26 protein-coding genes are annotated in these 24622 nt (G+C 68.8%); 13 read left to right on the top strand and 13 right to left on the bottom strand.

Features of this window, described 5'->3' with window-relative positions:
• Nucleotides 1-403 precede the first annotated feature (403 nt).
• A complete protein-coding gene (locus tag ACYVOK_RS04875) occupies nucleotides 404-1621 on the bottom strand; it encodes an amidase (RefSeq protein ID WP_460661010.1) in 1218 nt (405 codons plus the stop codon).
• A 179-nt stretch (nucleotides 1622-1800) separates the two neighbouring features.
• Between ACYVOK_RS04875 and clpB the strand changes: the two genes are divergently transcribed.
• The gene (gene clpB / locus ACYVOK_RS04870) at nucleotides 1801-4383 is read left to right on the top strand and encodes an ATP-dependent chaperone ClpB (RefSeq protein ID WP_460661009.1); all 2583 of its coding nucleotides are present in this window, start codon (nucleotides 1801-1803) and stop codon (nucleotides 4381-4383) included.
• 60 nt (nucleotides 4384-4443) lie between these two features.
• Here clpB and ACYVOK_RS04865 read toward each other — a convergent pair whose 3' ends face one another.
• On the bottom strand, nucleotides 4444-5004 hold the full coding sequence (locus ACYVOK_RS04865) for a dihydrofolate reductase family protein (protein ID WP_460661008.1): 561 nt from the start codon (nucleotides 5002-5004) through the stop codon (nucleotides 4444-4446).
• Nucleotides 5005-5080: 76 nt separating this feature from the next.
• Here ACYVOK_RS04865 and ACYVOK_RS04860 point away from each other — a divergent pair, with 76 nt between their 5' ends.
• From ACYVOK_RS04860 to ACYVOK_RS04850, 3 genes are all read left to right on the top strand, one after another.
• The gene (locus ACYVOK_RS04860) at nucleotides 5081-5710 is read left to right on the top strand and encodes a hypothetical protein (RefSeq protein ID WP_460661007.1); all 630 of its coding nucleotides are present in this window, start codon (nucleotides 5081-5083) and stop codon (nucleotides 5708-5710) included.
• Nucleotides 5711-5773: 63 nt separating this feature from the next.
• On the top strand, nucleotides 5774-6433 hold the full coding sequence (locus ACYVOK_RS04855; protein ID WP_460661006.1) for a hypothetical protein: 660 nt from the start codon (nucleotides 5774-5776) through the stop codon (nucleotides 6431-6433).
• 14 nt (nucleotides 6434-6447) lie between these two features.
• Nucleotides 6448-6801 carry an ArsC/Spx/MgsR family protein gene (locus tag ACYVOK_RS04850; protein ID WP_460661005.1) on the top strand — a complete coding sequence of 118 codons (354 nt, stop codon included), beginning with the start codon at nucleotides 6448-6450 and terminating at the stop codon, nucleotides 6799-6801.
• A 24-nt stretch (nucleotides 6802-6825) separates the two neighbouring features.
• On the opposite strand, the gene ACYVOK_RS04845 is transcribed toward ACYVOK_RS04850, so the two are convergent.
• Complete coding sequence (locus ACYVOK_RS04845; protein ID WP_460661004.1) at nucleotides 6826-7977, bottom strand: pyridoxal phosphate-dependent aminotransferase; 1152 nt, start codon at nucleotides 7975-7977, stop codon at nucleotides 6826-6828.
• A gap of 142 nt (nucleotides 7978-8119) precedes the next feature.
• Between ACYVOK_RS04845 and ACYVOK_RS04840 the strand changes: the two genes are divergently transcribed.
• From ACYVOK_RS04840 to ACYVOK_RS04830, 3 genes are all read left to right on the top strand, one after another.
• The gene (locus ACYVOK_RS04840) at nucleotides 8120-8446 is read left to right on the top strand and encodes an NIPSNAP family protein (RefSeq protein WP_460661003.1); all 327 of its coding nucleotides are present in this window, start codon (nucleotides 8120-8122) and stop codon (nucleotides 8444-8446) included.
• 94 nt (nucleotides 8447-8540) lie between these two features.
• Nucleotides 8541-8900, top strand: coding sequence for a YciI family protein (locus tag ACYVOK_RS04835; protein WP_460661002.1), 360 nt, complete (start codon nucleotides 8541-8543; stop codon nucleotides 8898-8900).
• Nucleotides 8897-10123 (top strand): RNA polymerase sigma factor, encoded by a 1227-nt coding sequence (locus tag ACYVOK_RS04830; RefSeq protein ID WP_460661001.1) that lies wholly within the window; start codon nucleotides 8897-8899, stop codon nucleotides 10121-10123. Before ACYVOK_RS04835 ends, ACYVOK_RS04830 begins: the two co-directional genes overlap by 4 nt.
• Here the strand turns inward: ACYVOK_RS04830 and ACYVOK_RS04825 are convergent, their stop codons facing one another.
• Nucleotides 10124-10828, bottom strand: a complete 705-nt coding sequence (locus ACYVOK_RS04825; RefSeq protein WP_460661000.1) for a FadR/GntR family transcriptional regulator — start codon at nucleotides 10826-10828, stop codon at nucleotides 10124-10126.
• Between the two features lie 217 nt (nucleotides 10829-11045).
• Between ACYVOK_RS04825 and ACYVOK_RS04820 the strand changes: the two genes are divergently transcribed.
• From ACYVOK_RS04820 to ACYVOK_RS04810, 3 genes are all read left to right on the top strand, one after another.
• The gene (locus ACYVOK_RS04820) at nucleotides 11046-12359 is read left to right on the top strand and encodes an ABC transporter substrate-binding protein (protein WP_460660999.1); all 1314 of its coding nucleotides are present in this window, start codon (nucleotides 11046-11048) and stop codon (nucleotides 12357-12359) included.
• Between the two features lie 397 nt (nucleotides 12360-12756).
• Nucleotides 12757-13614, top strand: coding sequence for a carbohydrate ABC transporter permease (locus tag ACYVOK_RS04815; protein WP_460660998.1), 858 nt, complete (start codon nucleotides 12757-12759; stop codon nucleotides 13612-13614).
• The gene (locus tag ACYVOK_RS04810; protein WP_460660997.1) at nucleotides 13611-14447 is read left to right on the top strand and encodes a carbohydrate ABC transporter permease; all 837 of its coding nucleotides are present in this window, start codon (nucleotides 13611-13613) and stop codon (nucleotides 14445-14447) included. Before ACYVOK_RS04815 ends, ACYVOK_RS04810 begins: the two co-directional genes overlap by 4 nt.
• On the opposite strand, the gene ACYVOK_RS04805 is transcribed toward ACYVOK_RS04810, so the two are convergent.
• Nucleotides 14405-15088 (bottom strand): pyrimidine 5'-nucleotidase, encoded by a 684-nt coding sequence (locus ACYVOK_RS04805; RefSeq protein ID WP_460660996.1) that lies wholly within the window; start codon nucleotides 15086-15088, stop codon nucleotides 14405-14407. The genes ACYVOK_RS04810 and ACYVOK_RS04805 overlap by 43 nt on opposite strands.
• Nucleotides 15089-15142: 54 nt before the next feature.
• On the opposite strand from ACYVOK_RS04805, the gene ACYVOK_RS04800 reads away from it, so the two are divergent.
• Entirely contained in the window at nucleotides 15143-15910 is a 768-nt protein-coding gene (locus ACYVOK_RS04800; RefSeq protein ID WP_460660995.1) for an SDR family NAD(P)-dependent oxidoreductase, read from the top strand.
• A 70-nt stretch (nucleotides 15911-15980) separates the two neighbouring features.
• A complete protein-coding gene (locus ACYVOK_RS04795; protein WP_460660994.1) occupies nucleotides 15981-16790 on the top strand; it encodes a hypothetical protein in 810 nt (269 codons plus the stop codon).
• Between the two features lie 13 nt (nucleotides 16791-16803).
• Here ACYVOK_RS04795 and ACYVOK_RS04790 read toward each other — a convergent pair whose 3' ends face one another.
• The gene (locus ACYVOK_RS04790; RefSeq protein ID WP_460660993.1) at nucleotides 16804-17697 is read right to left on the bottom strand and encodes a LysR family transcriptional regulator; all 894 of its coding nucleotides are present in this window, start codon (nucleotides 17695-17697) and stop codon (nucleotides 16804-16806) included.
• Between the two features lie 348 nt (nucleotides 17698-18045).
• On the opposite strand from ACYVOK_RS04790, the gene ACYVOK_RS04785 reads away from it, so the two are divergent.
• On the top strand, nucleotides 18046-18948 hold the full coding sequence (locus ACYVOK_RS04785) for a LysR family transcriptional regulator (protein ID WP_460660992.1): 903 nt from the start codon (nucleotides 18046-18048) through the stop codon (nucleotides 18946-18948).
• A 33-nt stretch (nucleotides 18949-18981) separates the two neighbouring features.
• Here ACYVOK_RS04785 and ACYVOK_RS04780 read toward each other — a convergent pair whose 3' ends face one another.
• The 7 genes from ACYVOK_RS04780 to tdh form a co-directional block, all read right to left on the bottom strand.
• On the bottom strand, nucleotides 18982-19806 hold the full coding sequence (locus ACYVOK_RS04780) for an aldo/keto reductase (RefSeq protein ID WP_460660991.1): 825 nt from the start codon (nucleotides 19804-19806) through the stop codon (nucleotides 18982-18984).
• A 62-nt stretch (nucleotides 19807-19868) separates the two neighbouring features.
• The gene (locus tag ACYVOK_RS04775) at nucleotides 19869-20954 is read right to left on the bottom strand and encodes a winged helix DNA-binding domain-containing protein (protein ID WP_460660990.1); all 1086 of its coding nucleotides are present in this window, start codon (nucleotides 20952-20954) and stop codon (nucleotides 19869-19871) included.
• A 29-nt stretch (nucleotides 20955-20983) separates the two neighbouring features.
• Nucleotides 20984-21550 (bottom strand): hypothetical protein, encoded by a 567-nt coding sequence (locus ACYVOK_RS04770; protein WP_460660989.1) that lies wholly within the window; start codon nucleotides 21548-21550, stop codon nucleotides 20984-20986.
• A 66-nt stretch (nucleotides 21551-21616) separates the two neighbouring features.
• Complete coding sequence (locus tag ACYVOK_RS04765; protein WP_460660988.1) at nucleotides 21617-22027, bottom strand: type II toxin-antitoxin system VapC family toxin; 411 nt, start codon at nucleotides 22025-22027, stop codon at nucleotides 21617-21619.
• Entirely contained in the window at nucleotides 22027-22302 is a 276-nt protein-coding gene (locus ACYVOK_RS04760) for a ribbon-helix-helix protein, CopG family (RefSeq protein WP_460660987.1), read from the bottom strand. The genes ACYVOK_RS04765 and ACYVOK_RS04760 overlap by 1 nt, the downstream gene beginning before the upstream one ends.
• 52 nt (nucleotides 22303-22354) lie before the next feature.
• On the bottom strand, nucleotides 22355-23524 hold the full coding sequence (locus ACYVOK_RS04755) for a glycine C-acetyltransferase (RefSeq protein ID WP_460661256.1): 1170 nt from the start codon (nucleotides 23522-23524) through the stop codon (nucleotides 22355-22357).
• 11 nt (nucleotides 23525-23535) lie between these two features.
• The gene (tdh, locus tag ACYVOK_RS04750; protein WP_460660986.1) at nucleotides 23536-24585 is read right to left on the bottom strand and encodes an L-threonine 3-dehydrogenase; all 1050 of its coding nucleotides are present in this window, start codon (nucleotides 24583-24585) and stop codon (nucleotides 23536-23538) included.
• Between the last annotated feature and the right edge of the window lie 37 nt (nucleotides 24586-24622).

Genomic DNA, 24622 nt, shown 5'->3' with positions numbered 1-24622 from the left:
GCTGAGTCCAGGCTGACATGAAGAGCGTGGGCTCGGGCCGGTTGTGCTGAGCCCAGCGACCCGGAGGCTTCCGCTCCCCCCTCGGAACCTCCGGCCGGTGGAGATGTTGTCCCCCGACGTCTCCACCCCCGAAGGCGCGTCCCACCCCCAGGCGCCCTTCGGCTCCCGCAGGGTGGTCCACCCCGGACCGCCCTGCGGCTCAGCTTCCGCACCGCTTCGCCCCGTGCGCCTCCGCTTCAGCTTCCGCACCGCTTCGCCCCGTGCGCCTCCGCTTCAGCTTCCGCACCGCTTCGCCCCGCGCGCCTCCGCCTCAGTTTCCGTGTGGCTCCGCCCCGCGCTCCTGCGGCTCGGTTTCCCGTGTGGCTCCGCCCCGAGCTCCTGCGGCTCGGTTTCCCGCGTGGCTTCAGTTTCCGTGTGGCTCCGCCGCCTCCGGCGCCTGCGACTCCCGTGCCTGGACCATACGGCCGGCCTCGAACCGGACGTCCGCGCCGATCAGCGCGGCCAGCAGACGGTGTTCCTGCCCGTGCCGGGTGACGAGTTGCAGGCCGACCGGCAGACCTGACTGCGCGAATCCGGCTGGAAGGCTGATCGCCGGGTGTCCGCTCAGGTTGAAGGCCCAGGTGAGCGCGACACTGAACGTGTCGCCCGGCCCGTCGTGACCGTGCGGGAGATTCGGCGTGGTGGGTGTCGCGACGACGTCGGTCAAAGCGAAGGCTCGCCGCAGTCGGTCGTCGTTCGCGCGACGTACGCCGGTGCGGTCTGGTTCGCCGTCCGCTCGGATCGCCATCCAGGCCGGTGCGGGGTCGAGCAACTGGACCGGAACGTCCACTGGCTCAAAGATGCCCTTGGACACCAAGTCGCTCAACACCGTACGGGCGATCGACGCAACGTCCGGCGCGGTGGGAGCGAAACCGAGGTCGGCGGACCAGGTCACCCGGAGGGCCGGTGGACGCGGGGGAGCGTCCTGCCCGCTCATCACGGACCAGTACTGCCGCAGGTCGACGAGGTGCCGACCGATCACACCGCCCACCGCGAGCCCGGTCCGGTCCGCGCTCGGGATCGCGCCGTTGGTCGGCTTGAGCCCGAGGACTCCACACCACGCCGCCGGGATGCGGACCGAACCCGCGCCGTCGGTCCCGGTGGCCAACGGCACCATCGAGGTGGCGACCGCCACCGCCGCACCCGCCGACGAACCACCGGGCACCACAGAGGCGTCCCACGGGTTGACGGTCGGACCGCGGTCGGTCTGTCCCCACGTCTGCCAACTGGTCCCCGGTCCTGGCGTAGCCGTCGCGCCGACTGGGATCGCCCCGGCGGCGATCAGCGGACCGACGTACGCCGTACTTCCGCCTTTGACCGCGATCGGTACACCGAGCAGCGGCCGCTTGCCGATCGCACTCTCCGCGATCTCCCGGTCGATCGCGGCGGCCTGCGCGCGAGCCCGATCCGCCCAGACCTCCCGGAAGGCCCGAAGCCCCTCATCGATCTCCCGGATCCGCACGAGCGCCGCCTCGACCACCTCGCCCGCCGACACCTCGCCCGCCGACACCACCCCCGAACCGACCGCCGCCGCGATCCCGACGGCCGACATCCGCTGGTACTCCTCGGTTGTCCACAGCAAGCCAACTCACCTCAACCAGCAGCCACCAAACGGATACAACTTGTAGCAAGAGCATCGCCGACCCCGAGGAGGACCCTGAGTTCTCCCCAGAATTTCCTAGAGTTGAGTGGAATGGACTCAAGTTTGGATAGGTTGTATCCAGTGACTGCTGTTGCTCGAGCTTGAAAGGCTGGAACCAGATGGACGTTCAGCGGTTGACGACGCTGGCCCGGGAAACCCTGTCGGTCGCGATCCGTCAGACCTCCGCGGCGGGCAACCCGACCGTGGAACCCATTCACCTCCTGTCCGCACTGCTCGCACAGCCGGAGGGGACCACCGCCGGGCTGCTTCAGGCTGCGGGAGCCGATGTCGACGCTGTCCGCCGTCGTACCGCCGACTTCCTCGGCCGCCTGCCGAAGGCGAGCGGCGGCAGTGTGCAGGCGCCCAGCCTGTCGCCGAAGACCAGCGACGTGCTGAACCAGGCCGAGCAGCGGGCCCTCGGGCTCGGGGACGAGTACGTCTCCACGGAGCACCTGCTGATCTCGCTCGCCACCGTCGAAGGCAATGCGAAGACCGCGCTCGGCGTGACCCCGGACGCGCTGCTGCAGGCGTTCGACCGGATACGCGGCAACCGCCGGATCACCTCGCCCGAGGCCGAGGGCACCACCAAGACCCTGGAGAAGTACGGCGTCGACCTGACCGAGCGGGCCAAGGAGGGCAAGCTCGACCCGGTGATCGGGCGTGACGCCGAGATCCGCCGGGTGGTCCAGGTGCTGTCCCGCCGGACCAAGAACAACCCGGTCCTGATCGGTGAGCCCGGCGTCGGCAAGACCGCCGTCGTCGAGGGCCTGGCCCAGCGGATCGTGGCCGGTGACGTGCCCGAGTCGCTGCGCGGCCGCCGGCTGATCAGCCTCGACCTCGGCGCGATGGTCGCCGGCGCGAAGTACCGCGGTGAGTTCGAGGAGCGGCTGAAGGCGGTGCTGACCGAGATCAAGGAGTCCGACGGTCAGATCATCACCTTCATCGACGAGTTGCACACCGTCGTCGGCGCCGGTGCCACCGGCGAGGGCGCGATGGACGCCGGCAACATGCTGAAGCCGATGCTGGCCCGCGGTGAGCTGCGGATGATCGGTGCCACCACCCTGGACGAGTACCGGACCCGCATCGAGAAGGACCCGGCGCTGGAGCGCCGCTTCCAGCAGGTCTTCGTCGGCGAGCCGAGCGTCGAGGACACGATCGCGATCCTGCGCGGCCTGAAGGAGCGCTACGAGGCGCACCACAAGGTCGCCATCTCCGACTCCGCCCTGGTCGCGGCGGCGACGCTGTCGCACCGCTACATCAGCGGCCGCCAGTTGCCGGACAAGGCGATCGACCTGGTCGACGAGGCCGCGTCCCGGCTGCGGATGGAGATCGACTCGTCCCCGGTCGAGATCGACTCGCTCCGCCGTACCGTCGACCGGCTGAAGATGGAGGAGCTCGCGCTGTCCCGCGAGGAGGACCCGTCCAGCCAGGAGCGGCTGGAGCGGCTGCGCGCCGACCTCGCCGACCGCGAGGAGGAGCTGCGGGCGCTGGAGTCCCGCTGGGAGCAGGAGAAGTCCGGCCTGAACCGCGTCGGTGAGATCAAGGAGCGGATCGACGAGTTGCGCGGCCAGGCCGAGCGCGCCCAGCGCGACGGCGACCTGGAGACCGCGGCCCGGATCCTGTACGGCGAGATCCCGCAGCTGACGAAGGAGCTCGAGGCGGCCGCGGCCGAGTCGGAGGCCACCGAGGGTCCCGAGGCGATGGTCAACGAGGAGGTCGGCCCGACCGAGATCGCCGAGGTGATCGCGATGTGGACCGGCATCCCGACCGGCCGGCTGCTCGAGGGCGAGACCGGCAAGCTGCTCCGGATGGAGGACGAGCTGGGTCGCCGGCTGATCGGTCAGCGCGAGGCGGTCAAGGCCGTCAGCGACGCCGTCCGCCGCGCCCGGGCCGGCATCTCCGACCCCGATCGGCCGACCGGCAGCTTCCTGTTCCTCGGCCCGACCGGTGTCGGCAAGACCGAGCTGGCGAAGGCGCTCGCGGACTTCCTGTTCGACGACGAGCGCGCCATGGTCCGGATCGACATGTCGGAGTACGGCGAGAAGCACAGCGTCGCGCGGCTCGTCGGCGCCCCGCCCGGCTACGTCGGGTACGAGGAGGGCGGCCAGCTCACCGAGGCCGTGCGCCGGCGCCCGTACTCGGTGATCCTGCTCGACGAGGTGGAGAAGGCGCACCCCGAGGTCTTCGACCTCCTGCTGCAGGTGCTGGACGACGGCCGGTTGACCGACGGTCAGGGCCGGACCGTCGACTTCCGCAACGTCATCCTGATCCTGACCAGCAACCTCGGCTCGGCGTACCTGGCCGACCTCACGCTGGACGACCAGGTCAAGCGCGACCAGGTGATGGCGGTGGTGCGGCAGTCGTTCAAGCCGGAGTTCATCAACCGGCTGGACGAGATCGTGCTGTTCGACGCCCTGGGCAGTGAGGAACTGACCCAGATCGTCGCCCTGCAGATCGCCGCGCTGCAGCGCCGCCTGACCGATCGCCGGATCACCCTGGACGTCGGCGAGGACGCGATGGAGTGGCTCGCGATGACCGGCTACGACCCGGTGTACGGCGCCCGCCCGCTCCGCCGCCTGGTCCAGTCCGCCATCGGCGACGAGCTGGCCCGCAACCTCCTCTCCGGCCAAGTCCGCGACGGCGACACCGTCAAGGTCACCCTCAACGAGGCCAAGGACGCCCTCGACGTAATCCCCGCCTGACGCTCGTCCGGCAGACAGCCGGGCCCGGTCTGCATCCGGGCCCGGCTGTTGCGTTCTCACTCAGGACGGGTGATACGTCAGGGTCGTGACGCCGTTGGCGAGAGTGGTCTGGCTGACGAGATCGAGGCCGGTGCGTGGTGTTCCGTCGGGGAACAACTTGGCGCCGCTGCCCAGGACCAGGGGATGTATGGCGAGGGTGAGTTCGTCGACGAGCCCGTGCTCGAGGAGTGAGCGGAGGAGCGTCGGGTTGCCGTACATGATGACGTCGCCACCGGGCTGCCGCTTGATCTCATCGAGGGCGGTGATCGCGTCGCCCTCGAGCAGGGACGCGTTCCACGTCAGCCCGCCGGTCAGCGTGGCCGAGGCAACGAGTTTGGGGAGGGTGCGCAGGCGATCGGCGTACGGGCCCTGCGCGGTGGCCCAGGCTGCGGCGAACATCTCATAGGTACGGCGTCCGCACAGGAAGTAGTCGCACGTCGACAGCTTCTCGAGTGATCGGCGGACGGATTCCTCACCGAAGTACGGCTGCGCCCAGCCGCCGTACGACGTACCCCCGTAACCGCCCGGGTCCTCGGCGACACCGTCGAGCGTCACCAGGGCTGACGCGATGATCCTGCGCATGACTCTCCCTCCGAACGTGGTTGTGTCCACGTGTAGACCGGCTCCGGCGGTGAAAGGAATCCGGGAGAATGGGTGCGTGACGCAACCGCGGGCCGACTGGGTCAACACCACGCACGACTGGGCAGGCTCGGTCGACCAGCAGCATCTGCAGCTGATCCGCTCCAACTCCGCCGGCTATTCGCCGGGCGGGTTGCTGCATCTGGTCCTCGAAGTCATCGCTTACCCCGAGGACGAAGCCGAATCAGGCGGCCGTCGCGGCACGTGCACGGTCACCCTGCACCCCGACGGCTCCATCGCGGTCGAGGACGACGGCCGCGGCACCGACACCCGCGTCGACGAACACGGCCGGCTGATCAAGAAGCCGATCATGGCTACCCAGGACCTCCGCTTCTTCGCGAACCCGTCCAGCCCGCTCCTCACCGACGGGCACCCGCGCCGAGGGATGTCCGTCGTCGCGGCCCTCAGCGACTGGCTCGTCCACACCAACCGCCGCCTCAACGGCTCCTGGACCCAACGCTACGAACACGGCCTCCCGGTCACCGACCTGGAACCGATCCCCACCACCGCGACCACGGCGACCACCGGCACCACGGTCCACTTCCACCCCGACCCGGCGTACTTCCCCGGCGACGACCTCACCGCCGACGACCTCAGCCCGTTCCTGACCTTCCCCAACCTCGACATCCGCGTCGTCGCCGACTCCTGAACGGTGTGTTTGAGCCGATCTGCGAGGATCGGGGTGAGCCGGTGGGAAGGAACTCTTCAGGGCATGACCGACCAGCAGGGCAACAATCCCGGCGAGGACCGCCCCGGGCCGCACCAGGGCGTCTTCGGCGCACCCGGCTCGCCGTCGCCCGGTTCCCCGGGTTCACAGCCGCCCGGCTCGCGGTCGCCCGGTCCACCGGGTTCACACCCGCCCGGCTCGCCGCCGTACGGCTCCCCGGGCTCACACCCGCCCGGCTCGCCGCCGTACGGTGATCCTCGGAGCCCGTACGGCGACTACCCGGGGCCGTACGGCGATGCGTTCGGCGGCGATCCGAATCCGTACGGTTACCAGCCGGGTCCACCGAAACAGGTCACCGTCGCCGCGGTGATGTCGATCGGACTCGGCGCCATCTGCCTCCTGCTCGCCGCGCTCGCGTTGAGCTCCGCCGGCGAACAGATCGCGGAGATCGTCCTCGGCTCGAAGGACGCCCGAGGTCAGGTCGTCGCCGTCATCCTGATCTGCGCGGTCGCGTACATCCTCCCGGCGATCTTCCTGCTCAAGCGTCGCGCCTGGGCCCGCTACCTGCTCATCGCCGTCGCCGCGATCGGGATCGCCGGCGGGCTGATGGAACTGCCCAGGAGCATCCTCACCCTCGCCATCCACGGCACACTCCTGTACCTGATGCTGCAGCAACCGACCAAGCTCTGGTTCCACCACCGCTGACTGAAGGACCTCACGTGGAGATCTGGATCAACCCGGCCTGCTCGAAATGCCGCACCGCCACCAAGGCCCTCGACGAGGCCGGTGTCTCGTACACCGTCCGGCGCTATCTGGACGACCCGCCCACCGCGGACGAACTCACCGCGGTCCTGTCCCGCCTCGGCCTCGAACCCTGGGACCTGGTCCGCCACAACGAACCCGCCGCCAAACCCCTCCGCGACATCCCCCGGGACCCGGCCCACCGCACCACCTGGATCGAGGCGATGACCAACAACCCCATCCTCATCCAACGCCCAATCCTCACCACCGACGACAACACCACAGCCATCGCCCGAGACCCCCAAACCCTCGCCCGCTTCCTCCCCAAGTAGCCGGCATTCGACCGAGCCCCGACGTCAGAGTTTTTGGAGGCGGGTTAGGGCTTCTTGGAGGATGTGGGGTTGTTTGCAGAAGGCCCAGCGGACCAGGGGGCGGCCGGGTTCGGGGGTGTCGTAGAAGACCTGGTGGGGGATGGCGACGACGCCGGTGCGTTCGGGGAGCATGCGGCAGAACTCGATGCCGTCGGTGTGGCCGAGGGGGCGGATGTCGGTGGTGACGAAGTAGGTGCCCTGTGGGCGGTGGACTCCGAAGCCGAGGTGTTCGAGGCCGTCGCAGAGCAGGTCGCGGCGGGACTGCAGGTCGGCGCGCAGGGCGTCGAAGTAGTCGTTGCCGAGGGCAAGCGCTCCGGCGACGGCCGGCTGGAACGGCGCGCCGGAGGTGAAGGTGAGGAACTGTTTGGCGGTGGTCACCGCGGTCACCACCGAAGGAGTGCCGGTGACCCAGCCGATCTTCCAGCCGGTGACGGAGAAGGTCTTGCCGGCGCTGCTGATCGACACGGTGCGTTCGGCCATCCCGTCGTACGACGCCAGCGGCTGGTGCCGGCCTCCGTCGTACACGAGGTGTTCGTAGACCTCGTCGGTGATGACGACCAGGTCGTGGTCGACGGCGACGGCACTGATGCCGCGGAGTTCGTCGTCGGTGAGGACGGTGCCGGTCGGGTTGTGCGGCGAGTTGATCAGCAGGACCTTGGTGCGCGGGGTGACGGCGGCGCGGAGTTCGTCGAGGTCGAGGCGGAAGTCGGGGGCACGCAGGGTGACCGGGACGCGGCGGCCGCCGGCGAACGCGATGCAGGCCGCGTACGAGTCGTAGTACGGCTCCAGCGCGACCACCTCGTCACCGGGTTCCACGAACGCGAGCAAGGCGGCCGCGATCGCCTCGGTGGCGCCGGTGGTGACGAGGACCTGGGTGTCGGGGTCGTACGACAGGTCGTAGAACCGCTTCTGGTGGTCGGCGATCGCCTGCCGGAGCGCGGGGACGCCGCGGGCGGGCGGGTACTGGTTCGCGCCCGCGCGGATCGCGCTGATCGCGTCCTCGAGCAGCGAGTCCGGCCCGTCGCGGTCCGGGAACCCCTGGCCGAGGTTCACCGAGTTGGTCGCCGCCGCGAGGGCGGACATCTCGGCGAAGATCGTCGTCCCGAGCCCGGTCAACCGCTCAGCGTGTTCGCGCATGTTCCCGACCTTAGGGCATGACCGACCGTCCGGCGCCGAGTCGCCTGGCCTTCGGTCGCCTCGACCGCATAGTCCGTACGACGTGGTCGACCTCGCTGGTGTGGAACCGGAAAGTGTCGGGGCGCACCACTAGTTTGACGCCATGATTCTGGAGATCCGCACGTATCGCCTCAAGCCGGGCACCCGGGACGAGTTCGTCCGGGTCATGCGGGAGGAGGCGGAGCCGCTGCTCGCGGAGCACGGCATCACCGTCGTGAGCTCGGGCCCGTCGCTGGTCGCCGAAGCCGGCCACGAGGAGGCGTACCTGATCCGCCGCTTCGACTCGCTCGAGCAGCGGGAGAAACTGGAGGACAGCTTCTACTCGAGCGCGCCGTGGCTGGACGGCCCGCGCGAAGCCATCGTGTCGCGGATCGAGAGCTACCACACCATCGTCGTCGACGAGACCGAGGTGGCACGGCCGGCCGGCTGACCCCGGCGGTTCGGTGGGAGTGTCCAGAACCGGTCGGCGGCTCCGACTACCGGGCACGGCGCCCGAGGGCGGCGCTCGACGAAAGGGTTTCGGGATGAAGTACATGATCATGATGACCGGCGGCCTGGGTGCCTCCCTGGCGAACCGGACGCCGGAGTGGATCACCGAGATGCACCAGTTGATGACGACCATCGACGGCGAGTTGCGCGACTCCGGAGAACTGGTGTCGAGTCAGCAGCTGGTGGACCCCGGTCAGGCCAAGACGGTCAGGGTTGTCGACGGTGTTCCGCTCGCGACGGATGGACCGTTCGCGGAGATCAAGGAGGCCCTGGCCGGCTACTGGATCATCGAGGGGAGCGAGGAGCGGGCGCTCGAGATCACCTCGCGGGTCGTCGCGTTCACCGGCTATCCGATGGAGGTTCGCCGGCTCATGGATCACGCCGACGCGCTGTGAGTACGACGCACCTGGAGGACCTGCTGCGCGAGCTGGCGCCGCAGGTCCTCGGTGTGCTCGTCCGGCGGTACGGACAGTTCGATGCCTGTGAGGACGCCGTACAGGAGGCGCTCCTGGCCGCGGCGGTCCAGTGGCCCGAGCACGGCGTACCGGAGCAGCCTCGAGCCTGGCTGCTCACCGTGGCGCGCCGTTCCCTGGTCGACGAATGGCGAAGCGACAGCGCGCGTCGACGCCGTGAGGACGAGGTACGACGCGATCCGACGGCCAAGGGTGCCTCGCAGCCCGAGGAAGTCGACGACACGCTGACCCTTCTCTTCCTGTGCTGTCATCCATCGCTTCCGGCCGCCTCCCAGCTTGCTCTCACACTGCGAGCCGTCGGCGGTTTGAGCACGGCCGAGATCGCCGCCGCGTTCCTCGTTCCCGAAGCCACGATGGCCAAGCGCATCACCCGGGCCAAGAGCCGGGTGATGGCGGCCGGCGGCCGCTTCGAGTTGCCTGCCGCTCCGCAGCGAGCCGAACGCCTCGACGTCGTACGGGGTGTGCTGTATCTGATCTTCAACGAGGGATACACGGCGTCCTCGGGGCCCGAGCTCGTCCGGACCGACCTGACGACCGAGGCCATTCGGCTCACCCGGCTGTTGCATCGGCTGCTGCCGGACGACGGCGAGACCGCGGGACTCCTCGCGCTGATGCTGCTCACCGATGCCCGGCGGCCGGCGCGGACAGACGCTGCGGGATCGCTGGTGCCACTCGAGCTGCAGGACCGTGAGCTGTGGAACGGCGCCGAGATCTCCGAAGGGCTCGGACTGATCACCAGCACCCTCGGCAGGTATCCGATCGGTCGCTATCAGGTCCAGGCGGCGATCGCGGCCGTGCACGACGAGGCGACGTCCGACCACACGACCGACTGGCCACAGATCCTTGCGCTGTACGACGTACTGGAGCGTGTGGCTCCTGGACCGGTGGTCACGCTCAGCCGCGCTGTTGCCGTCGCGAAGGTGCACGGCCCGCGGGCCGGTCTGGCGCTGCTGGGAACTCTCGACAGCGACGAGCGGATCAGTCGCTCGCATCGCCTCGACGCGGTCCGAGCCCATTTGCTCCAACTGGCCGGGGATCTGCCGGCCGCTCGCGCCTGCTACCTGCGAGCCGCGGGGAGGACGGCCAGTGTTCCCGAGCAGCGGTACCTGACCCTTCGCGCGGCCGAGCTCGGCCGAGGGCTGTAGCTACTCGGCGGGCAGGTCGACCTGGGGTTCCGGGCGGAGGGCGCGGAGCCAGAGTTCGGTCTGGGCGATGTGGGCGGAGGCGGCGGTGGCGGCCGCCGCCGGATCGCGGGAGGCGATGGCGGCGAGGATGGCCCGGTGGCCGCGGTCGCTGGTCTGCTTGATCGCGTCGAACTCCTCGCCCGGCTCGAAGATCCGGTAGTGACCGCCGCGACCGCGGATCACACCCGTCAGCGCGGTCACGGTCGGGTTCCCGCCGGCTGTGCAGATCGCGCCGTGGAACTCGGCGTCCAGCTGCTGGATCTCGGTCGCGTCGGTGGTCGCCTCGAGCCGATCGAGGATCTCACCCAGTCGCTGCGCCAGGTCCGGATCCTGCCGGGCCGCGGCGGCCGCGGTCGCATGAGCCTCGAGCACCCGGCGTACCTCCATCAACTGCAGGACGCCCTCCAGCGGGATCAGCTCGACCGACAGCGAGAACCGGCTGATGATCTCGGCCGGATCCAATGCCGAGACGTACGTGCCGGAGCCGTGCCGCGACTCGATCACGCCGAGCGCCGCCAGCGAGCGGACCGCCTCGCGGAGCGAACTGCGGGACACGCCGAGGTGGTCGCACAGCTCCGGCTCCGGCGGGAACTTCGCCCCCGGCCCGAGCCGGCCGGACGCGATCATCTGACGCAGGCCGGCCAGCGCGTTGTCCGTGGCTGCCATTCCTACCTCCTCGTCGCGGACGCCTCGTCCGAAGAGTCGCTCACCACTCACCAGAAGAGTAAGTCCTCAGACATCTTACGGTCACATTGTCGCCGAACGCTTGTCATTCCCGCGCGACGGTCACTAGGGTGCGGGAAGCGGTCGATCAACTCATCAGATGTCCGCGCCCACATCTGATGCCCTCCCCTGGGCCTACATCCGCTGAGGAGAAAGCGCCATGCCCCACCGACCACGCACGATGTTCGCATCTCTCACCGCCGCGGCGACCGCCGCCGCCCTGCTGCTCACCGCCTGTGGCCCCGGCCCCGCCGAGAAGGCCGACGGGCAGGTCACGCTGCAGATGGTCGAGAGCCTGACCAACCCGGCCCGGACCACGCTGCTGAAGAAACTGATCGCCGACTTCGAGGCGAAGAACTCCGGGATCAAGGTGCAGCTGATCTCGCCGCCGACCAATCAGGCGGACCAGAAGATCCAGCAGATGCTGCAGTCCGGCAAGGGCGTCGACGTCCTCGAGGTGCGCGACACCACCGTCGGCCCGTTCTCGACCAACAAGTGGATCTACGACATGGCGCCCGACCTGAAGGGCTGGGAGGGCCTCGACGCGCTCACCCCGAACGCCCGCAAGGTCACCGAAGAGGGCGGCAAGTCGTACATGGTGCCGTACGGCTTCTACGGCCTGTCGCTGTTCTACCGCAAGGACCTGGTCCAGCAGGCCGGGTTCAGCGGCCCGCCGAAGAGCTGGGCGGAACTCGTCGAGCAGGCGAAGAAGATCAACAACCCGTCGAAGAACGTGTACGGCTACTCGTTCCGCGGCGGGCTCGGGGCCGGCGGCAACGCGATCGCGGTCATCTCCGGGTACGTGATCGACGAGATCAACCGGGACAACGCGTTCAAGCTGACGAACGGCAAGACGATCTTCTCGTCGCCGAAGGCGGTCGACGCGCTGAATCTGTACCTCGACCTGTTCAAGAACGCCTCCCCGCCGTCGGCGGTCAGCTGGGGCTACCCGGAGATGGTGCAGGGCTTCACCTCCGGTACGACGGGCTTCCTGCTGCAGGACCCCGAGGTCATCGCGACCGTGAAGCAGTCCAAGACGATCAAGGAAGACCAGTGGGGTACAGCGCCGCTGCCGGTCGGACCGACCGGGAAGGCGGCGCAACCGCTGGCGAACGCGGGCTGGGGGGTCGCGCAGGGCAGTGAGCACAAGAAGGAAGCGGTGGAACTGGTGAAGTTCCTGACCTCGGGTGAGGCCGCGATGACGTTCTCGAAGGAGAACAGCCTGGTGCCGATCCTGAAGTCGGCTGCTGAGGACCCGTTCTTCAAGGACGGTCCGTGGGCGTCGTACGTCGCGATGAACGAGTCGCCCGACACGTACATCGTGGTCACCCAGCCGCGCGGCGTGCCGTGGTCGACCGAGTGGGGCAACAAGTCCGATGCCGACGTACAGAAACTGATCACCGGCAAGGCCCAACCCGCCGAGATCCTGCAGAGCTGGGACGACTACTGGACCAAGAAGTGGGCCGGGAACTGATTACAGCGGCCCGCCGTCTTCCCACCTCACAGCCCGCCGGCTCCGCGCTGCGCGCGAAGCCGGCGGGGAGAGGACAGAGGCCCGGACTCGTGCCGGGGCGTTCGGGTGTCCGGGTCGGACTGGTGCCGGGGTGTTCGGGTGTCCGGGTCGGACTCGTGCCGGGGTGTTCGGGTGTCCGGGTCGGACTCGTGCCGGGGTGTTCGGGTGTCCGGGTCGGACTCGTGCCGGGGCGTTCGGGTGTCCGGATAGGAGTGGCGTCCGGGCGTGCGGTCGCCCGATTGGAATGGAAGTGCGGATGGCGGTGACAGAGACGAGCCGGGCCGCCCGGCCGGAGGCTCGGAATCCACGACCTCGGTCGGGGGGTGGGCGGCGGCGGTTTAGTGGGCGGACAGCGTTGGTGTTGTTTGCGTTCATGGTGCCGGCGTTGGTGTTTGTCGGGCTGTTCACGTACTACCCGCTGCTGAGCGGGATCCAGATGGCGTTCCGGAACTACAACCTGAACGACCTGTCCGACACGTCGTGGGTCGGCCTGGGCAACTTCCGCACCCTGCTGCGCGACGAGATGTTCCGCGGCACGGTGACGAACTCGATCGTCTGGGTGGCCGGCTCGCTCGTCCCGCAGTTCCTGATCGGGTTCACGATGGCGCTGTGGCTGCGGCGGCGGTTCCGTTTCCGCGGTGCGTACCAGGCGCTGGTGTTCTTCCCGTGGGCGGTGTCGGGGTTCCTGATCGGCATCCTGTTCCGCTGGATGTTCAACGGCGAGTTCGGCGTCGTCAACGACCTGCTGATGAAGACGCACCTGATCGACACCCCGGTGCCGTGGCTGGCCGACGCCCGCTACGCGATGTTCTCCGTGATCGTCGCGAACGTCTGGTACGGCGTGACGTTCTTCGCGATCATGATCCTCGCGGCACTGCAAGGCGTACCGGAGGAGCTGTACGAGGCGGGCGCGATCGACGGGGCCGGCAAGGTCCGGACGCTGTTCAGCATCACGATCCCGTCGATCCGGACCACGCTCGCGCTGACCGTGCTGCTGCGGGTGATCTGGATCTTCAACTCGCCCGAACTCATCTTCGGCATGACCGGCGGCGGCCCGGCGAACGAGACCCACATCGTCACGTCGTACATGATCCAGGTGACCCAGGAGGGCGACTACGGACGCGCCTCGGCGATGGGCGTGATGGTCGTGTTCGTGCTGCTGCTGTTCGCGGTGTTCTACCTGCTCGCGATCCGGCCGAGGAAGGGACTGTCGTGATCCGCTCCGAGACGCTGCCCGGCCGGATCGTGAAGTTCGGCGGGCTGGGGATCTGCCTGATCGTCACGGTGTTCCCGCTGTACTGGATCCTGATCACGTCGTTCAAGGATCCGGGCACGATCTTCGCGTATCCGTTGAGGTACTGGCCGGCCACGTGGTCGCTGGAGAACTACCGCGGTCTGTTCGACCAGTCGAACTTCGGTGTCTTCATCGGCAACAGCCTGATCGTGTCGCTGGTCGCGGCCGCGCTGGCCACGGTGGTCTCGCTGTTGTCGGCGTACGTGCTGGCCAGGTTCGAGTTCGTCTCCAAGGGCGCGGTGATGGGCGCGTTCCTGGTGACGCAGATGATCCCCGGGTTCATCGCGCTCGGCTCGCTCTACATCCTGATGACGCGGATGTATCTGGTCGACAACCGCTGGGGTCTGGTCCTGGTGTACGTCGCCATGTCGATCCCGCTGTGCACGGTGATGCTGCGTGGGTTCTTCGAGAACGTGCCGGCGTCGCTGGAGGAGGCGGCGATGGTGGACGGCTGTTCGCGGCTGTCCGCGTTGTTCCGGGTGCTGGTGCCGGTGATGACGCCGGGGATCGCGGCGTCGTTCATCTTCAACTTCGTCAACTGCTGGAACGAGCTGTTCCTGTCGGTGACGCTGCTGAACAGCGACAGCAACAAGACGATCCCGGCCGCGCTGAACGGCTTCATCAGCAGTTACAACATCGACTGGGGATCGATGTCGGCGGCCGCCGTGCTGAGCATCGTGCCGACGATGATCCTGTTCGCCGTCGCCAGCCGCTACATCGTCGAGGGCCTGACCGCCGGCGCCGTCAAGGAGTGAAGGAAGGCGGGCAGGTCCCAGACCTGCCACTGCCTGCTCCCGATCTCCAGGTACGCCGCCGCGCCACCGGCCCCACGTGGTCCGCCGACCAGCACGGTCGCCATGCCACGGGCGTACGGGACCTCGAGGTTGACCGGAAGGTCGTCGAACATGGCGGCGCGGCCGGGATCGACGGTGAAGCGGGTCAGGAACGCGTCGAAGCTCTCGGCGTACGGTTTCGGGATCAGGTCGCCGGCCAGGATGTCGAAGATGCCGTCGAAGCACGCGGTCAGGCCGAGTTGCCGGAGCGCCTGTTCGGCGTGGTACGCCGAGCCGTTCGTGTAGACGTAGCGGCGGCCCGGCAGGCTGGTGAGCGCGGCGGCGAGTGCCGGGTCCGGGCTCAGCACCGAGTAGTCGATGCGGCGCTCGAAGCTGAGGAAGTCGTGCGGGTCGATGTTCCGCGTCGTCATCGCACCGCGGAGTGAGGTGCCGTACTGCGCCACCAGCTCGGCCTGGATCTGGCTGGCGCTGGGGAGGTCGGTGCCGTAGATCTCGGCGACGGACGAGAGGATGCCGTGCGTGACCTGCTCGGCGAGGGCGGAGTCGGCCGGATAGAGCGTGTTGTCGAGATCCAGCACCCAGGTGTCGATGTCCGTCAGCACCGGTCCAGAGTAGTGACAGACTGGGCCCTGATACCTACGGGAGGACGGGAGAACGTGGCGACTGCGCTCATCACCGGGCCGGCGACCGGGATCGGACGGGCGTTCGCGGACAAGCTGGCGCGGGAGGAGTACGACCTGGTGCTGGTGTCCCGGGACGAGGCGCGGCTGAAGGAGACCGCGGCCGAGATCACCCGGCGGTACGGCGTCGCCTGCGAAGTCCTCCCCGCCGACCTGACCGATCGCGACGACCTGGCGAAGGTGGAGGACCGGTTCCGGACCGGGCCGATCGAGGTCCTGGTGAACAACGCCGGCTTCGGCCAGAAGAAGCCGTTCTGGGCGAACCCGGTCGAGGTCGAGGAGAAGCAGTTCGACCTCCTGGTCCGCGTGGTGCTCCGGCTGACACACGCCGCCGTACTGCCGATGATCGAGCGCGGCTCCGGCGCGGTGATCAACGTGTCGTCGGTCGCCGGCTTCCTGCAGCGCGGGAGCTACAGCGCCCACAAGTCGTGGGTGACGAACTTCTCCGCCGGGCTGGCGATCGAGCTGCACGCCAAGGGTGTCGCGGTGATGGCGTTGTGCCCGGGGTTCGTGCGGACCGAGTTCCACGACCGGATGGGGATGGACAAGACGATCATCCCGTCGTTCCTGTGGCTGGACGCGGACGAGATGGTCGAGCTGGCCTGGAAGGACCTGATGCGCGGCAAGGCGATCTCGATCCCCACCCGCCGCTACAAGCTCCTGATGGCAGCCGCCCGCTACACCCCGCAAACCCTCATCGCCCGCGTCTCCACCATCGGCCTCGACGGCCGCCGCCGGGTCTGAGGCATCACGCGCCAACCAACCCGCTGCGGTGTGCGTCCAAGGGTGCACATCGAGCGAGAAGGTTGGTGCCATGTCCACACGGGGAACGAGTCGCGCGGCGCTGAGCCGGCTGACGGGTGCGGCCGGGCTGGCGATGGCCGGTCTGCTGTTGGTGGCCTGCGGCAATGAAACCGACGGGAGTACGCCGTCGGGCAACGCGAGTACGGCGGGCCGCCCGAGTGCCACGCCCAGCGTGACACCGAGCCTGACACCGAGTCCGGCGCCGAGCGGGTCGCCGAGCCCGACGCCGGAGCGGTCGATCCCGGCGCCGCGGAAGACGCCGACCGTGGTGGCGACCCCGGCGCAGCAGCCGGCGGCGGCGCGGTTGCGCACGGCGATGCTGATGACCGGAGCGGATGTGGCCAAGGCGGATCCGAGACGTGGCTGGGTCACGACCACCGCGTCCAGCGATCCGATCTGCGGCCCCTCGTCCACGCGCGGAAACGCCGTCCGCGGAAGCCTGAACCGGAACTTCACCACCGAGCTGGACGCGTCCGGCGGGCAGTGGCTGACCCGGTACGACGATGCGCGCGCGGCGAAGGCGGCGTACGACAAGATCGTCGCGACGATCAAGGTCTGCACGGCGCTCGACCCCTCGCCCACCCACGCCCGCAAGCTGACCGAGAACCGGACGCTGCCGGTCGGGGACGCGACCGTCATCCTGCGCTGGTACGACTACCCGCTCCCGAACGACCCCGGTAGCGAGGACGGCGGCTTCCCGTACGCCGTCACCCGCCAGGGCAATCTGGTCTCGGTCCTGGCGTTCCGCGAAATGGGCACCGGCGTGGCCCCGGCTCACTTCGAAGCCCTGACCCGAACCGCCGCCGCCCGGCTGCGCTGACCGGGCTGCCGCGTCAGAGCTTCTCGGCGACCTCGGTCAGTACGGCGAGGGTCGCGGTGACGAGCGGGTGATCGGCCCGGCTCTGGCGCACAGCGGCGTACACGCGCCGGGTGGGCACGGGTTCGGTCAGCGGGCGGGTCACGGCGAGCGCGGGTACGGCGAGGCGCGGGACGAGCGAGACACCGCCGCCGGCCGCGACCAGGGCGGCGACGGCGTGGAAGTCGTCGGACTGGTGGACGATCCGGGGCTGGAAGCCGGCCTGTTCGCAGGCCAGCAGGACCACGTCCCGGATCGGGTTGCCGGGTGACGGCATCACCCAGTCGTCAGCGGCGAGCATCGGCAGCTCGATCGTGTCCGCCGAGACAGCCGGGTGCGACGCCGGCAGTACGGCGACGAAAGGCTCGGCGTACAAGGGGATCCGGACCAGCCGCTGATCGTCCGGCTTCGGCGAACCGCGGTGCTCGACGGCGATCGCGAGGTCCGCGTCGCCGTCGAGCAGTTGGGTGATGCCTTGGTGGGCCTCGGCATCGCGGATGACGAGGGTGAGGCCGGGGTTCGTCTCGCGGAGGCGGGCGAGAGCGGGAGCGACGAGCAGGCTGATCGCGGTGGCGAACGCAGTCACCCTGACTTCGCCGGTCACCCCGTGCGCGTGCAGCCGCATGGCCTCCTCGGCGCGTTCGACCTCGGTGAGAATGGCGTCGGTGTGGGTGAGCAGCAGGCGCCCGGCCGAGGTGATGGCGACGCGGCGGCCGCGGCGTTCGAGCAGTTCCTGCCCGACCTCGGACTCGAGGGCCGCCAGTTGCTGCGAGACCGCCGAGGGCGTCAGGTGCAGCACCTCGGCGGCCGCGGTCACGGTGCCGTGATCAGCAAGCGCGCGCAGTACTCGCAGCCTCCGTACCTCGATCACGGACCTCAGCTTCGCACAGCTCGCCGGCGACCAACGTCAGCGGTGGGAGCGGCTGCGGTGCCGCCGGGGCGGGCTCTGGGGAGGCCGGCGCGGACTGTGGTGACGCCGCCCGGGCTTGCAGAAAACGTCGTACCGCGCGGATCGGGTGGCGACGCGGACGCGGGATGTGCGGGACGACCCGGGCGTTCGGATAGGCGGAGTGTGTCTCCTCATGGATGGTCTTGATCACGTTGTAGGGGACGTACATCACGGTGGTTCCTTTCGACACTTCGACAGTAGGAACTCGGGCCTTGATACGTCCAATGAAAGTTCTTCGCAGAGTTGATGTGTTTGGTGCATGATCTGGTCATGGAACTGCGTCAACTCAGATCGTTCGTGGTGGTGGCCGAGGAGATGAACGTCGGCCGGGCCGCGACCCGGCTGCACCTCACGCAGCCGTCGCTCAGCCGGCAGATCGCCGCCCTCGAGCGCGACCTGGGAGTTGAACTGTTCGCCCGGGTCCGTCGCCGCTTCGTGCTGACCGCGGCCGGGGAGGCGTTCCTGGCCGACGCGCAGGACCTGCTGCGGCGGTCGGAGGAGGCGGTCCGCACCGCCCAGCGGACCCAGCGCGGTGAGCTCGGGACGCTGCGGTTGCGGTTCGTCCAGTCCGCGACGTTCGAGGCGCTGCCGCGGTTGCTGGGCACGTTCCGGCAGGCGTATCCCGAGGTGGTGCTCGATCTGGAGAGCCTGACGACGATCCGGCAGACAGAGGCGTTGCGCGACGGCCGGATCGATGTCGGCCTGATGCGCCCGACCACGCCGGAGGGTGCGCGGACCGCGCAGGGTCAGGCGGGCCGCATGGACGGCTTGTTGACCCGGGCGGTGTCGAACGATCCGCTGGTCGCGGTCCTTCCGGCGCGCCATCGGCTGGTACGGCGGAAGCGGATCCGGCTCGAGGAACTCGCGGACGACCCGTTCGTCTTCTACACGCGCTCCAGTGGGCCCGTCGTCTACGACACGCTCGTCGGTTACTGCCGTGCGGTCGGGTTCACGCCGCGGATCGAGCAGGAGGCTGCCGACGTCCAGACGATCGTCTCGCTGGTCGCGGCGGGACTCGGGGTCTCACTGCTGATCGGGCCGACGCCGCCGTCGAACCCGGACGCGGTCGTCTACCGCGAGTTGTCCGACGACCTGCCACCCTGGCAACTCTCCGTCGCCTGGTCGCCGGACAACCGCTCACCGGTCCTGGCCCGCTTCCTCTACCTGCTCTGAGGCCGGCCGAGACTGACTCGGCCGGCCTGGGGCTCAGCCGAAGGTGTCCGGGTCGCCGCCGGTGCGGACGCCGGTCTCGAGGTCGGCGATCGCGGCCATGTCGTCGTTGTCGAGCTGGAAGTCGAACACGTCGATGTTCTCCTTGATCCGGCTCGGGGTCTTCGACTTCGGGATGACCACGTTGCCGAGCTGCAGGTGCCAGCGGATCACCACCTGGGCCGGCGTCTTGCCGTGCTTGTCGGCCAGCGTCTTCAGCGTCGGCTGGTCGAGCAGCTCGCCCTGGGCCAGCGGGCTCCAGGCCTGCGTGACGATGTCGTTCTCCGCGTTGAACGCGCGCAGCCCGTCCTGCGGCAGCGCCGGGTGCAGCTCGATCTGGTTCACCGCCGGCCGGATCGTGGTCTCGTCGAACAGCCGCCGCAGCGCCGGTTCGTGGAAGTTCGACACCCCGATCGCGCGGACCCGCTTGTCGGCGTACAGCTGCTCGAACGCCTTCCAGGTCTCGACGTACTTGTCCTTCTTCAGCGCCTGCCAGTGGATCAGGTACAGGTCGACGTACTCCAGCCCGAGCCGCTCCAGGCTGGCGTCGAACGCCTTCAGCGTCGTGTCGTAGCCCTGGTCGCTGTTCCAGAGCTTGGTGGTGATGAAGAGTTCGTCGCGGGGCAGGCCCGACGCGGCGATCGCCCGCCCGACGCCGGCCTCGTTGCCGTAGATCGCCGCCGTGTCCACGTGCCGGTAGCCCGCCTCGAACGCGGTCGTCACGACGTCGGTGACGATCTCGTCCTCGATCTGCCAGACCCCCAGGCCCAGCTGCGGGATCGCGACACCGTTGTCCAGAGTGATGGTGGGGACTGTGCTCATTCGTCTATTCCACCGGGCCGGAGGGTTCCGGCCCAGTCATCCGACGTGTGACAACAACCTCATCACCCATCCGTAACCACCTCGAAGGTCTTCGCATCGGGCTCCAGGAATCGCAGCAGCCCCGTTCCCTCACGCTCCAGCTCGGCCAGCGTCTTCTTCGTCGTACGCCCGAACGGCGTGAGGGTGAGAGTCGCCACACCGCGCTTCTTCGCCGCCGTCCACAGCCCGGCGACCAGGCCGTCGACGGTATACGTCGCCTTGACGCGAAGGTTCTTCGTGAAGACGGCCGGCTTGTGCTCATCCGCGATGATCCGCTCGCGTTTGGCATGGGCGAGCAGCAGGTTGTCGAACTCCGGCAGGAACCGGACCGGAGCCGGGGTGTCCGGATCAGGTCGCGGTGCATCGGGTACGTCGTACAGCGTCTTCCCGGCGTCGTCGGTGAACCGCTCCAGCTCCAGGCCGTCGAACACGGGCTTCGCCTTCGGCAGCCCCGACCACGTCTGGAAGTCGGCCGGGGTCGCCGGACCGAACGCCTGCAGGTAGCGGAGTACGAGCTCGTCGGGCACCGGCTTCGGATGGAGCTTGCCGCCCAGCCAGGCCTCGGCGGGGGTGAACCGCGCGTTCGCCGGCCAACTCCACCGGGTGCCCGTCGGGTGGATCACCAACGGCACCATCATCCGGGTGCAGAAGCCGAGCGCCCGCTCGTTCACGGCCGGGAACTCCTTCTGCAACGCGTCCCGCACCTCGGTGAAGGTCAACGGTTCCTTCGCCAGCAGTTTCTGCGCCGCCTTCACCACCTTCTGCGGCTCGAGTCCCTCACCCCGCTCCTTCAGTATCCGGAGCCCCGCCTCGAGCACCGGCGCCAAGGTCGTCCTGAACCGCAGGTAGTCCTCGGCCGTGACCAGGTGCAACGTCCCGCGGAACAGGGTGGCCCGCACGACCTCCCGCTCCTCGACGGCCCGATCCAGGTCTCCCTCCGCAAACCCGGCGACCCGAGACCACAACCCCACGTAGGGATGCTTCGGCTCCTGTCCCTGCATCCCGGCCAACCGGCCCACAGCCTCCACCGCAGACACGTCCGCCCGCTCCAGCAACATCTGCCTGGCAAGCGTCGCCCGGCCGACCGCCTTAGCACTCAGAACCGCCATACCCGCATCCTCCCCGCGAGCACCGACAATCAGCTGTAGTCCTTCTCGTCGTACTTCGGGAGTCCGAGCAACCGGCGGATCTCGGCGGCGGGTGCCTTGCCGCTCTCGGCCGACGCGAGCTTCAGGTGACGCGCCATCTCCGAGAGGCTGTCGGCCTCGGCCGCCCGCAACCAGTGCGGCCGGGCCGCAGCGTCGGCTTCGGTCAACGCCCGGATCTGTTTGTCGACCTTGGAGGGCCAGGGGATCGCCTGGAGCTGCTTCGACTCAGCCAGGTTGGCGGCGGCGACCGCCCGAGCCCGGGACCGCAGCGTTGCCACCGAGGCGCCGGTGTTGGCTGCCTTCTCGAAGCGCTCCAGCGCGACGTTGTACGGCCGGGTCACCAGCAGGTACTGCTTGCCGGCCGCGGCCATGCTCAGCTGCGCCGGCGTGGCCCGTACGACGGGAGCACTCCGCTCCGGACTGGGCGTCGTACCAGGTGTCGCACTCGGCGAAGCCGGTGGACTCGAGGAGGCCGCCACCGGCGTCTCCCCGTCCTCACCACAGGCCGCAACGAACAGCAGCCCCACCACCCCAGCAACAACCACCGACCGACGCATGACACTCCCTCACCCGGACAGACCGCAACACCCTAGGTCCTGGGTCAGCTGAGGTCGGCGCGGGCCTCACTCGCGGCCGGGTGACGCGACGGCGAGGGAGTTCCGGCGGCAGGCGTCCGCCAGTCGGTCGTCGTACGTGACGACGAGGTCGGCGTCGATCAACACCGCCGTTGCAAGGTGGATGGCATCGAAGCTCCGCAGCACCAGCGGCTCGGTCCGCCGAGCGACGCTGACCACCTCGGCTGTCATGGGGCGTTCGTCGATGCCGGACATCGCCCCATCGATCAGATCGCCGGCATCCGCCGATGCCTTGGCTCGCGCCAGTACGGCGCGTGACACCTCGACCCAGGCGAGCGAAGACGATGCCAAGAGGTCGGCCTGCTGGTAGTGCGCATCGAGGAAGTCCACCAGCTCAGTGGATTCCTGCTCCACGATCACTCGCTTGATCAGGGCGCTGCTGTCCATGTAGACACGCATCAGAAGCGGTCGTCCCGATCGAGCAGGCCGAGACTGTCAGTGCCCTTCGGGAGGCGGAGTCGTGGCGTCACCCTCCGATAGGCCACCCGGGCCGGACGTACTACCTGTGCTGCCCTGGCCCGTTCTCGATCGCTTGCGGAGGCATCATCTTCGACCAGGTGCAGATGACGGGTGACAGCTTCCCGGACGATCTCCTGCTGTGACCTGCCGGTGCGCTCGGCCTCGGCCTGGAGCGCCGACGCCATCTCGGGACTGAGCCGCAGATTCATGGCCATGAGCTGATGGTACCGCGAGCGGTACCATCAGCGGCACCAACGGTCAGGACGATCAGGTAAGGGCGGCGCGGGCCTCGACGAAGGCGGCTATGGCCTGCTCTACGTCTTCGGTGGAGTGGGCGGCGGAGAGTTGGACGCGGATGCGGGCCTTGCCGTGGGGTACGACGGGGTAGGAGAAGCCGATGACGTACACGCCGAGCTCGAGGAGCTTGTCGGCCAGGCGGCCGGCTTCGGCGGCGTCGCCGATCATGACGGGGGAGATGGGGTGATCGCCGGGCAGTACGTCGAAGCCGGCCTCGGTCATCTTGGTGCGGAAGAGGGTGGTGTTGGCCTTGAGCTTGTCGCGGAGGGCGGTGGAGCCGGCGATGAGTTCGAGGGCCTTCAGCGACGCGGCAGTGACCGACGGGGCCAGCGAGTTGGAGAACAGGTACGGGCGGGAGCGCTGGCGGAGCAGTTCGACGATCTCGCGGCGGCCGGAGACGTAACCGCCGGAGGCGCCGCCGAGAGCCTTGCCGAGGGTTCCGGTCAGTACGTCGACCCGGTCCTTCACACCGAACAGCGACGGCGTCCCGGCGCCGTCCGGGCCGACGAAACCGACCGCGTGCGAGTCGTCCACCATCACGAGGGCGTCGTACCGGTCGGCCAGGTCGCAGATCTCGTCGAGCGGAGCGACGTACCCGTCCATCGAGAAGACGCCGTCGGTGGCGATCAGCCGGTAGCGGGCGTCGGCGGCGTCCTTGAGCTGCGCCTCCAGGTCGGCCATGTCGCGGTTCTTGTAGCGGTACCGCCGGGCCTTGGACAGCCGGATGCCGTCGATGATGCTGGCGTGGTTGAGCTCGTCGGAGATGACCGCGTCCTCGGCGCCGAGCAGGGTCTCGAACAGGCCGCCGTTGGCGTCGAAACAGGAGCTGTACAGGATGGTGTCCTCGGTGCCCAGGAAGTTGCTCAAGGCACCTTCCAGGTCCTTGTGGATCTGCTGGGTGCCGCAGATGAAGCGGACCGAGGCCATCCCGAAGCCCCACTCGTCCAGGGCGGCGCGGGCGGCCGCGATCACCTCGGGGTGGTCGGCCAGGCCGAGGTAGTTGTTGGCGCAGAAGTTCAACACCTCCTGGGCGGAGGCGACGGAGATCAGCGACTGCTGCGGTGAGGTGATCACCCGCTCGGACTTGTACAGCCCGGCGTCCCGGATCTCGCCGATGGTCGCCGCCAGGTCGTCCCGCATCCGCCCGAACATCAGTGCTTCTCCTCCAGGGATTCCGTCGTCCAGTCCATGATCACCTTGCCGCAGTGCCCCTGCCGGGCCACGTCGAAGGCGTGCTCGAAGTCGCCGTACCCGAACCGGTGGGTGATCACCGGGGTCAGGTCCAGGCCGCGTTCCAGCATCACCGACATCGAGTACCAGGTCTCGAACATCTCCCGGCCGTAGATGCCCTTGATCGTCAGCATGTTGAGCACGACCGTGCTCCAGTCGATCGCGATCTCGTCCGCGGGCAGTCCGAGCATCGCGATCCGGCCGCCGTGCGTCATGTTGGCGATCATGTCCCGCAGCGCGGCCGGCTGCCCGGACATCTCCATCCCGACGTCGAACCCTTCCCGCATCCCCAGGCTCTGCTGCGCGTCCGCGATGCTCTCCGAACCCACGTTCGCCGCGCGGGTGACGCCGATCTTGCGGGCCAGGTCCAGCCGGTACTCCGACAGGTCGGTGATCACCACGTTCCGCGCGCCGGCGTGCAGCGCGACCGCCGCGGCCATCACGCCGATCGGCCCGGCTCCGGTGATCAGGACGTCCTCGCCGACCAGGGGGAACGACAGCGCCGTGTGTACGGCGTTGCCGAACGGGTCGAAGATCGCCGCGACGTCCAGGTCGACGGGGTCCTTGTGCACCCACGCGTTGCTCGCGGGCAGAGCGACGTACTCCGCGAAAGCGCCCGGCACGTGGACACCGAGGCCGCGGGTCTCGATGCAGAGGTGGCGGCGGCCGGCCCGGCAGTTGCGGCAGCGGCCGCAGACCAGGTGGCCTTCGCCGCTGACCAGGTCACCGACGGCGACGTCGCGGACACCGACGCCGATGTCGACCACCTCACCGCAGAACTCGTGCCCGGTCACCATCGGCACCGGCACGTTCTTCTGCGCCCAGTGGTCCCAGCTCTGGATGTGCAGGTCGGTGCCGCACAGACCCGTGCGGAGCACCTTGATCAAGACCTCGTCGGCCTCGATCTTCGGCTCCGGAACGTCCTGCAACCACAGACCGGCCTTGGCCTCGGCCTTGACGAGTGCCTTCACAGCGCACCTCCAGTACGACGATCGTCCACATCGTCGT

Source organism: Kribbella swartbergensis (genome assembly GCF_054784135.1).
Note: the sequence above shows the minus strand (reverse complement) of the source record. Positions and strands in the feature narration are given on the sequence as shown.

What these genes read in the sequence shown, in the direction of transcription:
- ACYVOK_RS04855 (WP_460661006.1), top strand. Translation starts at nt 5,774, where the DNA reads ATGACCGACCAGCAGGGCAACAATCCCGGCGAGGACCGCCCCGGGCCG.
- ACYVOK_RS04820 (WP_460660999.1), top strand. Translation starts at nt 11,046, where the DNA reads ATGCCCCACCGACCACGCACGATGTTCGCATCTCTCACCGCCGCGGCG.
- clpB (WP_460661009.1), top strand. Translation starts at nt 1,801, where the DNA reads ATGGACGTTCAGCGGTTGACGACGCTGGCCCGGGAAACCCTGTCGGTC.
- ACYVOK_RS04755 (WP_460661256.1), bottom strand. Translation starts at nt 23,524, where the DNA reads ATGCGGGACGACCTGGCGGCGACCATCGGCGAGATCCGGGACGCCGGG.
- ACYVOK_RS04840 (WP_460661003.1), top strand. Translation starts at nt 8,120, where the DNA reads ATGATTCTGGAGATCCGCACGTATCGCCTCAAGCCGGGCACCCGGGAC.
- ACYVOK_RS04780 (WP_460660991.1), bottom strand. Translation starts at nt 19,806, where the DNA reads ATGAGCACAGTCCCCACCATCACTCTGGACAACGGTGTCGCGATCCCG.
- ACYVOK_RS04785 (WP_460660992.1), top strand. Translation starts at nt 18,046, where the DNA reads ATGGAACTGCGTCAACTCAGATCGTTCGTGGTGGTGGCCGAGGAGATG.
- ACYVOK_RS04795 (WP_460660994.1), top strand. Translation starts at nt 15,981, where the DNA reads ATGTCCACACGGGGAACGAGTCGCGCGGCGCTGAGCCGGCTGACGGGT.
- ACYVOK_RS04845 (WP_460661004.1), bottom strand. Translation starts at nt 7,977, where the DNA reads ATGCGCGAACACGCTGAGCGGTTGACCGGGCTCGGGACGACGATCTTC.
- ACYVOK_RS04775 (WP_460660990.1), bottom strand. Translation starts at nt 20,954, where the DNA reads ATGGCGGTTCTGAGTGCTAAGGCGGTCGGCCGGGCGACGCTTGCCAGG.
- ACYVOK_RS04760 (WP_460660987.1), bottom strand. Translation starts at nt 22,302, where the DNA reads ATGGCCATGAATCTGCGGCTCAGTCCCGAGATGGCGTCGGCGCTCCAG.
- ACYVOK_RS04770 (WP_460660989.1), bottom strand. Translation starts at nt 21,550, where the DNA reads ATGCGTCGGTCGGTGGTTGTTGCTGGGGTGGTGGGGCTGCTGTTCGTT.
- ACYVOK_RS04865 (WP_460661008.1), bottom strand. Translation starts at nt 5,004, where the DNA reads ATGCGCAGGATCATCGCGTCAGCCCTGGTGACGCTCGACGGTGTCGCC.
- ACYVOK_RS04835 (WP_460661002.1), top strand. Translation starts at nt 8,541, where the DNA reads ATGAAGTACATGATCATGATGACCGGCGGCCTGGGTGCCTCCCTGGCG.
- ACYVOK_RS04765 (WP_460660988.1), bottom strand. Translation starts at nt 22,027, where the DNA reads ATGCGTGTCTACATGGACAGCAGCGCCCTGATCAAGCGAGTGATCGTG.
- ACYVOK_RS04825 (WP_460661000.1), bottom strand. Translation starts at nt 10,828, where the DNA reads ATGGCAGCCACGGACAACGCGCTGGCCGGCCTGCGTCAGATGATCGCG.